The sequence below is a fragment of the Vibrio cincinnatiensis DSM 19608 genome (assembly GCF_900167345.1).
Lineage (GTDB): Bacteria > Pseudomonadota > Gammaproteobacteria > Enterobacterales > Vibrionaceae > Vibrio > Vibrio cincinnatiensis.
The window spans coordinates 26006-35836 of the sequence record NZ_FUXB01000021.1 but is presented as its reverse complement, the minus strand read 5'-3'; the positions used below and the strand labels follow the sequence as shown (position 1 = coordinate 35836).

The following is a 9831-nucleotide window of genomic DNA, read 5'->3' as shown; positions in this document are numbered from 1 at the left end:
AATCTCTCCACCCCTGCCATATCACTTAAACCTTAACAGAGATGTTAAGGTTTTCTTATTTTTATCTTTATCAATTTTACATCTCGGCCTATTGCACCACTGTCTGATTTCTATCCATGTTATACCAATCTGGAAAATTAACGGGTCAGCTCTATCCACCTTCTCGAACACATCTGTCTGACTCTGGTCGAGCATTCCAAAAAACTATTCCAAGCCCGACATACTTTGGAGACAATGTCTCCGTGATCCGCAAAAGACGGATTGGCTCGATAGTGTTGTCTTAACCAACTCCACACTTGTTCTATTTCTATAGGGTTTAATTATGGTGAGTAGGGAAGGGAGGAAGCTTGATCACACATCGATAGACTCAAATCCTATATGGCTTGGGATAATTTTGATTGTGGATGTATGTTGAATATAAAAAAGGAGCCCTCTAGGCTCCTGATGTGTTATGGATATGATCGTTTACTTTTGTAGTAATGAGATATCGGCAATTTGTAAGAAGAGGTTCCGTAGATTATTTAGTAATGTTAAACGGTTCTTCTTCAAAGCTTCATCATCAGCCATGACCATTACATTATCAAAGAAAGCATCCACAGGTTCACGCAGCTCAGATAACTTGTTTAATGCTTGTTGATAATTGCCACTCGCAAATGCAGGTTCTAATGCTTCACTCATCACTTCTACGCGTTCAGCTAAAGTTTTTTCAGCTGGTTCCTGTAGAAGAACAAGATCAATTTCGGTGCTAAGTTCGCCATCAAATTTAGCCAGTATATTACCAACTCGCTTGTTTGCTGCGGCTAGTGCTTCAGCGGCTTCTAGTTCACGGAAATGAGAAACGGCTTTGACTCGTTGATCGAAATCGGCGGGTTTCGTTGGGTGACGGGCTAATACGGCTTGGATGATATCCACGCTAAATCCTTCATCTTGGTACCAAGCACGGAAACGACCAAGCATAAATTCAACCACATCTTGCTCAACTTGGGCATTGGTGAGTCGATCACCAAATAACGATTTTGCTTTTGCGACAAGATCAACTAAATCAAGTTGGTAGCCATATTCAACGATGATACGTAAGACACCTAATGAGGCTCGGCGCAATGCGAAAGGATCGCTCCCTTTAGGGGCTTGGCCAATACCAAAGATACCAACAATAGTATCCAACTTATCTGCAATAGCGACAGCTGCAGACACGCCATTTGTTGGGAGTTCATCTCCTGCAAAACGAGGCATATACTGTTCGTTGAGCGCAACCGCCACTTCTTCGGCTTCTCCGTCATAACATGCATAATGCATACCCATTACGCCTTGAGTATCAGTAAACTCAAAGACCATAGAGGTCATTAGATCACATTTTGCTAATAGGCCAGCTCGTTTAGATTTCTCGACATCGGTACCGATTTGCTCGGCAATATAACCAGCTAGCTCGGTAATACGGTCTGTTTTATCTTTTATCGTACCAAGTTGTTGTTGGAATATGGCGGTTTCAAGTTGAGGAAGACGATCCACTAACTTACTTTTTAGGTCGGTATTGAAGAAAAATTCAGCATCCGCTAAGCGAGGTCGAACGACTTTTTCATTTCCTTCAATGACGTGCCGAGGTTCTTTGGATTCAATATTTGAAACAAAGATAAAGTTAGGTAGTAGGTTCTTATTGGCATCGTATACTGGGAAGTATTTTTGGTCACCTTTCATTGTATAAACTAAGGCTTCGGACGGTACTTTTAAGAATTTTTCTTCAAATTTTGCCGTAAGTACGACAGGCCATTCGACCAAAGAAGTAACTTCTTCAACGAGGTCATTTTCTAGATCTGCTGTTCCACCTACTTTTTGTGCCGCTTTTTGAGCTTCAGCAATGATTATGGCTTTACGAGTATCATAATCAGCAATGACTTTACCGCGCTCTTCTAGGAGGGCTGGGTATTGTGCTGCATCCTCGATAGTCAATTCAGCTTCACCCATAAAGCGATGACCACGAATGGTTCGAGTTGATGGAACGCCTAAAATTTTGCCTTCAATCAGTTCATCACCGAGTAAAATAGTAAGGGTTTTTACTGGACGAATAAATTGGGTTTCTTTATCTCCCCAACGCATCGGCTTGGCGATAGGCAAGTTAGCTAATGCTTTAGCCGCCAACTCAACAATAATTTGCTTGGTCGCTTGACCTTTAACTTCTTGTTTGAAAAGTAGCCACTCACCTTGTTCGGTTTTTAATCGATCTGCTTGTTCAACTGTAATTCCATTACCTCGAGCCCAGCCTTGTGCTGCTTTGGTTGGGTTTCCTTCGGTGTCGAAGGCAACAGAAATTGCAGGGCCACGCTTCTCAACAACTTTGTCTGCTTGTTGTTCAGCCAGTTGTGTGATTTTTAACGCTAAACGACGAGGGGTTGCAAACCATTTTAGATCTTGGAATTCCAGATCAGCCGCCGTTAATTCGGCTGAAAAGTTCGCGGTAAATGCTTCTGCGAGAGTTCGTAATTGTTTTGGTGGTAGCTCTTCTGTGCCGAGCTCAATAAGAAATTCTTTTGCCATGTTATTTCTCCTCACCCTTTTTACACATAGGGAAACCTAACGCTTCACGGGAGGCGTAATAGGCCTCTGCCACGGCTTTGGTTAGGTTGCGAATCCGTAAGATGTAACGTTGGCGTTCTGTTACCGAAATGGCCTTACGTGCATCCAAGAGGTTAAACGCATGAGCCGCTTTTAAGATGCGTTCATAAGCAGGCAAAGAGAGCGGTTTTTCGAGTTCAAGTAGATGTTTACACTCTTTCTCACACTGATCGAAGAAGGTGAATAAGAAATCAACATCTGCATGTTCAAAGTTGTACGTTGATTGCTCTACTTCATTTTGATGGAAGATATCGCCATAGCTGACTTTGCCTAATGGACCGTCTGTCCAAACTAAGTCATATACAGAATCAACACCTTGAATGTACATGGCTAAGCGCTCAATTCCGTAAGTAATTTCACCGGTCACGGGTTTACACTCAAGCCCACCGACTTGCTGGAAGTAGGTAAATTGAGTGACTTCCATGCCGTTTAGCCAAACTTCCCAGCCTAGCCCCCAAGCGCCAAGAGTCGGGTTTTCCCAATTGTCTTCCACGAAACGAATATCGTGAACTTGTGGGTCAATACCGAGCACTTTTAGTGAACCTAGATAGAGTTCTTGAATGTTGTCTGGTGAGGGTTTGATGATCACCTGAAATTGATAATAGTGCTGCAGACGGTTAGGGTTCTCACCATAACGACCATCCGTTGGGCGACGTGAAGGCTGAACATAGGCTGTAGCAATAGGCTCAGGGCCAAGTGCACGTAAGCATGTCATCGGATGAGAGGTACCAGCGCCTACTTCCATATCTAATGGTTGAACAATGGTACAGCCTTGTTGGGCCCAATAATCCTGCAGCGCGAGGATCATACCCTGAAAGGTTTTGATATCGTATTTTTGCATAGTCAGGTTCGCGCGATTCTTCTGTCTGAATTGATAAAAAATAACAATCAAGTATACCGAGTTATTCCCTGACAAAGTAGAGGTAATGTTGACTAATTAATCACCAGAAATGACTTTTAGCTAAGTTTTCGCCTATCAGAGAATATAAACGATGTGAGTTAGGGAATGTGGACCATTTATCTGTTGAGATTATCAGCAAAGCTGGATAGAATTCTTATGTCTTTGGGGAGTAGCTTATCGAACAACTTATCTGCGTTGTTTGATTCGTTCGTCAACATAATTGGTGAAAAATCACTGTGGCGTTCGAGACTCAAAATCCACTTGAGTTTAGCAAGACCTTAGGCAAACAAAACGAACCGGGGTGGGGCGTTGCGTTTGTCTATGGTTATCATAATCCCGCCCCAATGAGCCTGTCGTGAGTGTTTTAGCTATTTCAATTACTACTGTTGCGTTAGCCGAAATTGGGGATAAAACCCAGTTACTGTCTTTGCTACTTGCTAGCCGATACCGAAAACCCATTCCTATTATTATTGCTATTTTCTTGGCAACGATTGCTAATCATGCTTTAGCAGCATGGTTGGGCGTGGTTGTGGCTGATTACCTTTCCCCTGAACATTTAAAATGGGTTGTGATGGTGAGCTTTTTGTTGATGGCTGGGTGGGTATTGATTCCTGATAAGTTGGACGAGGATGAAGGGATATCTAATCGAGGTCCTTTTGTGGCTAGCTTTATCGCATTTTTTATTGCAGAGATTGGCGATAAAACCCAGATTGCCACTTCAATTTTAGGGGCGCAATACGCTGATGCATTACTTTTCGTGGTTATTGGGACGACGGTTGGAATGTTATTGGCGAATGTTCCTGTGGTTGTCATAGGTAAACTCTCTGCTGATAAAATGCCACTCGCTTTAATTCGAAAAATAGCTGCGGGTCTTTTCTTTGCTCTAGCGATGGGAGCGGTGCTATTTTAAGTTCTAGATCACGCTCTACACCAAAAGCGTGCGAGAGCGTGATATCTGCCATATTCGTGTCATACGAGTCGTGCTAGGGTTATCAGTAACGATTGTAAAAAGAGGGTGTATGTATGCTGGCACGTTATATAGGAATGAGCGCTAAAAGTCAGAGTTACTTATTCTCTTTTGGTTTGTTATTAACTTTGTTGGGAATGGTATTGACCAATATGTGGTTACCGATGGTTATCGGTGCCATTATTATGGCAGGGTTAACCGTGGAAGCGTGGATCCGTGTTGCTTACATCATTCCATTGCATGATGAGTTAAGAAGCATGCAGCAGCAACTGAAAAAATTACAAGCTGATATTCGTTCTATCGAATATCAAGAATAGAAAAAAGGCAGCGTAAAGCTGCCTTTATCGTGTTAAGCCATTCCCTTTTTTATCAAGTATTGGTAGGGCAGAGCTTCGGTTTGTGCGGCAATCAACTGGTGATCCATAAAGCGGCAAAAACTAGGGATATCTCGCGTTGTTGAGGGATCATCTGCCGTGATCAGCAATACTTCCCCTTCTTGCATATTTCGAATTGTCTTCCTGACCATCATCACGGGTTCGGGGCAGCGTAATCCTTGCGCTTCTAATGTTAGCGTGGCTAATTCAGGATCAAAATTCATGGTCGAGCCTAAGATATAGATATGACAATTAAGAGATAGATAATACTGGCGAAGGAAAAATATTCAATAAACTCTTGGCAAAGAGATCAAAATGGTATAATTTAATTAACAATTACTTAACATTGTAATTGTGCGACACTTAGCTTTATTCCGACATTATTCCTAGTTTTCTTGGGCTTCCCCGCCGAAAGGCGGGATTTTTTTGTTCGTAATTTATGAAACGATATTGGCTTCCAACGAATATTTACAGCTTAATCACAACGCGACCCGTAATTTGGCCATTGGTAATGGCTTTCGCGTATTGTGGTGCTTGTTCTAGGGTGATTTCATTACAGGCTTGCTCGAAATAACTGGCGGGTAAAAGTTTAGCAAGGCTTTCCCATACAGCGATTCTTTTTTCCGTTGGACAAGATACAGAATCAACCCCTTGTAGGCGGACATTACGTAAGATAAATGGCATGACGGTTGTGGGTAAATCAAAGCCACCGGCTAAACCACAAGCAGCCACGGTGCTGTTGTAATCCATTTGCGCTAAGACTTTTGCTAAGACTTTACTGCCAACGGTATCAATGGCTCCGGCCCAGATCTGTTTTTCTAATGGGCGAGCCGGTTGTTCGAATTCTGAACGATCGATAATGCGTTTGGCTCCGAGTTTTTCAAGTAAAGGTCCGTTTTCTGCTACTCGTCCTGTCACGGCGGCAACATGGTAGCCTAAATTGGCCAATAGCGTGACAGCAACAGAACCGACACCACCACTGGCTCCAGTAACAAGAATTTCTCCTTGGTCTGGTTTAATATTGGCATCGAGTAAGGCTTGTACACAGAGCATGGCGGTAAAGCCTGCCGTTCCAATCATCATTGCCTGTTTGCTACTCAGGTTTTGAGTTAATGGAACCAACCAGTCTGCTTTTAGGCGAGCTTTTTGCGCCATGCCGCCCCAGTGATTTTCACCCACACCCCACCCTGTGAGTACGACATGATCGCCGGCTTTATAACGAGTATCTTGAGATTCAAGTACGGTTCCCGCCAGATCGATTCCCGGTACCATAGGAAATTGACGAATGATTTTACCTTTACCTGTAATGGCTAAGCCGTCTTTGTAGTTGAGGGAAGAGTAGTCAACGGCCACTAAAACCTCTCCTTCTGGTAATTGGGATTCATCCAGTTGTTCAACGGCGGCAAGGGTACGTTTTTCTTGTTGGGTAAGGACTAAGGCATTAAACATTCCGATCTCCAAATTTCTATAGCAACGATAATTTGTCGCTAAGTGTAGTACTGAATGGCGGATGACTAAAATGAAACTTTAGCATTGGTACTATGCGTATAACGCATTAGAGAAGAAATAATGCCAGTCATTGACTGGCATTGAGTGAGTTAAGATAAGAAAAATTGGTAGGAAGGATTATCCGTTTCATCTTTACACTGGTAGCCCAGTTCACGGAGATGGGCAGAAAAACGGGACAGATCACGTTCTTCCAGCTCAAAACCGCACAGGACTCGTCCGTAGTCTGCACCATGATTACGATAATTAAATAGGCTTATATTCCAATGGGTGCCCAATGTGCTTAAAAATTTCAGCAATGCTCCTGGGTATTCGGGGAATTCGAAGCTATACAGCCGTTCTTTGAGTGGTTTGGAGGGTTTTCCACCAATCATGTACCGTACGTGTAACTTCGCCATTTCATCATCGGATAAGTCAACCACAGGATAGCCACTGCTACGTAATTCACTGATGATGGTGTCTAGCTCATCTTGCCCTCCGAGCAATCGAACCCCAACAAAAATATTAGCGAGTTGATCATCGTTGTAACGATAGTTAAATTCCGTTACCGCTCGGTTACCGATAATATGGCAGAATTCAAAAAAAGCCCCTTTACGCTCGGGAATGGTGACGGCGAGCAGCCCTTCGCGTTTTTCACCGAGTTCACAGCGTTCAGAGACATAGCGTAAGCCATGGAAATTTGTATTTGCTCCCGAGAGAACGGTCGCTAACTGTTTTCCTTCAATATTATGTTTTTCAACAAATTTTTTCAGCCCAGCTAACGCTAATGCTCCAGATGGCTCTGCAATTGCTCGGGTATCTTCAAAAATATCTTTGACGGCCGAGCAGATTTCATCACTAGATACGGTAATGTGACCATCAATGTATTGCTGACACAAACGGAACGTTTCATCGCCAATGCGCTTTACCGCAACCCCATCAGCAAACATACTGACTTGATCTAGCACGACGGGTTCTCCGGCATCTAAAGCGGCTTTCAAACAGGCGGAATCTTCAGGTTCAACGGCAATCACTTTTATTTCAGGCATCAATTGCTTGACTAACACGGCAACCCCCGCAGCTAAACCGCCGCCACCAACCGGGACAAAGATATAGTCTAAGTGCCCATTTTGTTGCAGCATTTCCATCCCCATGGTGCCTTGACCTGCAATGACGAGTGGGTGATCGAAAGGGGGAACAAAGGTATAGCCGTGTTGTTCGGTTAATCGCTCAGCTTCCGCTTTGGCTTCATCAAAATTATTGCCATGTAAGACAACATGACCACCAAACCCGCGAACGGCTTCAACTTTGATGTCTGGGGTGGTTTTGGGCATCACAATAGTGGGTTTGATTCCCAACCGGCTGCCAGAAAGTGCCATACCTTGAGCATGATTGCCCGCAGAGGCGGTGATCACTCCTGCTTGTTTTTGTGTTTCGGTTAAGTTGGCAACCATGTTATATGCACCGCGCAGTTTAAACGAGTGTACGGGTTGACGATCTTCTCGCTTTAACTGTACTCGGTTTTTGATACGGGCAGACAATCGAGGCATCTCTTGTAAGGGCGTGACAAGCGCCACCTCATAAACTGGAGCTCGGAGTATTTGGCGTAGGTAATCTGAGCCCGTTTGTCTTGTTAAACTCATTCACTCTACCCCTCGAGCTTAGATTTATCGCGTACTGCCCCTTTATCTGCGCTGGTGGCCATACTTGCGTAAGCTTTCAGTGCAAAAGAGACCTTACGTTGGCGGCTTTCGGGTTTCCATCCTTGTTGATCTTGCTTCGCGCGCCGTTCTGCCAGTTCCGCTTCCGACACATTTAGGGTAATGGTTCGATTTGGTATATCGATAGCAATAATATCGCCGGTTTTGACTAAACCAATAGTACCACCGTTGGCGGCTTCAGGAGAGGCATGGCCAATAGAGAGGCCCGATGTGCCACCAGAAAAACGACCATCGGTGAGGAGCGCACACTCTTTACCCAGTCCCATCGATTTAAGATAGGTAGTTGGATAAAGCATTTCTTGCATACCCGGTCCGCCTTTTGGACCCTCGTAGCGGATCACCACCACATCACCCGCTTTAACCTGACCACCGAGAATGCCTTCAACCGCCGTCTCTTGGCTTTCAAAAACCACGGCTGGTCCGGTAAAGGTCAGAATACTTTCATCTACACCGGCAGTTTTTACAATGCAACCATCAAGGGCGATATTGCCTTTTAGTACTGCTAAGCCACCATCTTGGCTAAAGGCGTGAGCTTGGTTGCGAATACAACCTTCGGTGCGATCATCATCTAAGCTTTCCCAGCGGCAATCTTGGGAAAAGGCCTGTGTAGTACGAATGCCGGCCGGCCCTGCGCGGTAGAATTCTTTTATCTGCTCGGAATGAGTTTGCATGATGTCATACTGAGCTAATTGCTCTTCGAGCGTTAAACCTAAGACGGTTTTGGTCTGCGCATTGAGTAGCCCTGCTCGATTTAATTCCCCCAGAATACCCATCACACCGCCAGCGCGATGCACATCTTCCATATGGTATTTTTGGGTAGAGGGGGCCACTTTACATAAGTGAGGGACTTGACGTGACATACGGTCGATATCGGTCATATCAAAATCGACTTCACCTTCTTGAGCGGCAGCCAGTAGATGTAGAACGGTATTGGTTGAACCGCCCATTGCAATATCTAACGCCATGGCGTTTTCAAATGCAGCTTTGTTGGCAATATTACGTGGCAACGCCGATGAGTCTTCTTGTTCGTAGTAACGTTTGGTCAGTTCTACAATACGGCGGCCAGCGTTTAAGAATAGTTCTTGGCGATCTTTATGAGTAGCGAGTAGTGAACCATTACCCGGTTGAGAAAGGCCTAGCGCTTCGGTTAAGCAGTTCATCGAGTTGGCGGTAAACATACCAGAACAAGAGCCACAAGTCGGGCAAGCGGAGCGTTCAATTTGCTCACTCTGTTCATCAGAGACTTTGGGGTCAGCGCCTTGAATCATGGCATCGACCAGATCCAGTTTGATGATTTGATCAGAAAGCTTGGTTTTCCCTGCTTCCATTGGACCACCAGAGACAAAAATAACCGGAATATTCAGGCGTAGTGAAGCCATCAACATTCCCGGAGTAATTTTGTCACAGTTCGAAATACACACCATGGCATCGGCGCAGTGAGCGTTGACCATGTACTCAACCGAATCGGCGATGAGTTCCCGTGAAGGCAATGAATAGAGCATACCGCCATGCCCCATAGCGATACCATCATCGACAGCAATGGTATTAAATTCTTTGGCAATACCGCCAGCCGCTTCAATTTCCCGAGCAACCAGTTGGCCGAGATCTTTAAGGTGTACATGGCCGGGAACGAATTGAGTAAAGGAGTTGACAACCGCAATGATTGGCTTTCCGAAATCTTCTTCTTTTACTCCCGTGGCGCGCCACAATGCGCGAGCACCAGCCATATTACGTCCATGGGTTGTGGTGGCGGATCTATATTTTGGCATTGTC

At 44.7% G+C, this 9831-nt stretch carries 8 protein-coding genes; 2 read left to right on the top strand and 6 right to left on the bottom strand.

Annotation, left to right across the window (positions count from 1 at the left end; genetic code table 11):
• Positions 1-465 precede the first annotated feature (465 nt).
• On the bottom strand, positions 466-2532 hold the full coding sequence (gene glyS / locus B5D54_RS15605; protein ID WP_078927482.1) for a glycine--tRNA ligase subunit beta: 2067 nt from the start codon (positions 2530-2532) through the stop codon (positions 466-468).
• Between the two features lies 1 nt (position 2533).
• Positions 2534-3451: a glycine--tRNA ligase subunit alpha gene (gene glyQ / locus B5D54_RS15600; RefSeq protein ID WP_078927481.1), complete on the bottom strand. Its 918-nt coding sequence runs from the start codon at positions 3449-3451 to the stop codon at positions 2534-2536.
• A gap of 415 nt (positions 3452-3866) precedes the next feature.
• On the opposite strand from glyQ, the gene B5D54_RS15595 reads away from it, so the two are divergent.
• Together B5D54_RS15595 and B5D54_RS15590 are read left to right on the top strand one after the other, a co-directional pair.
• Positions 3867-4421, top strand: a complete 555-nt coding sequence (locus tag B5D54_RS15595; protein WP_078927480.1) for a TMEM165/GDT1 family protein — start codon at positions 3867-3869, stop codon at positions 4419-4421.
• A gap of 113 nt (positions 4422-4534) precedes the next feature.
• A complete protein-coding gene (locus B5D54_RS15590; protein WP_078927479.1) occupies positions 4535-4795 on the top strand; it encodes a hypothetical protein in 261 nt (86 codons plus the stop codon).
• A 32-nt stretch (positions 4796-4827) separates the two neighbouring features.
• Here the strand turns inward: B5D54_RS15590 and tusA are convergent, their stop codons facing one another.
• From tusA to ilvD, 4 genes are all read right to left on the bottom strand, one after another.
• A complete protein-coding gene (tusA, locus tag B5D54_RS15585; protein WP_078927478.1) occupies positions 4828-5076 on the bottom strand; it encodes a sulfurtransferase TusA in 249 nt (82 codons plus the stop codon).
• 244 nt (positions 5077-5320) lie between these two features.
• Positions 5321-6301, bottom strand: coding sequence for an acrylyl-CoA reductase (NADPH) (acuI, locus tag B5D54_RS15580; protein ID WP_078927477.1), 981 nt, complete (start codon positions 6299-6301; stop codon positions 5321-5323).
• A gap of 149 nt (positions 6302-6450) precedes the next feature.
• Entirely contained in the window at positions 6451-7980 is a 1530-nt protein-coding gene (gene ilvA, locus B5D54_RS15575; protein WP_078927476.1) for a threonine ammonia-lyase, biosynthetic, read from the bottom strand.
• Positions 7981-7985: 5 nt separating this feature from the next.
• Positions 7986-9827, bottom strand: a complete 1842-nt coding sequence (gene ilvD, locus B5D54_RS15570; RefSeq protein WP_078927475.1) for a dihydroxy-acid dehydratase — start codon at positions 9825-9827, stop codon at positions 7986-7988.
• Positions 9828-9831 lie beyond the last annotated feature (4 nt).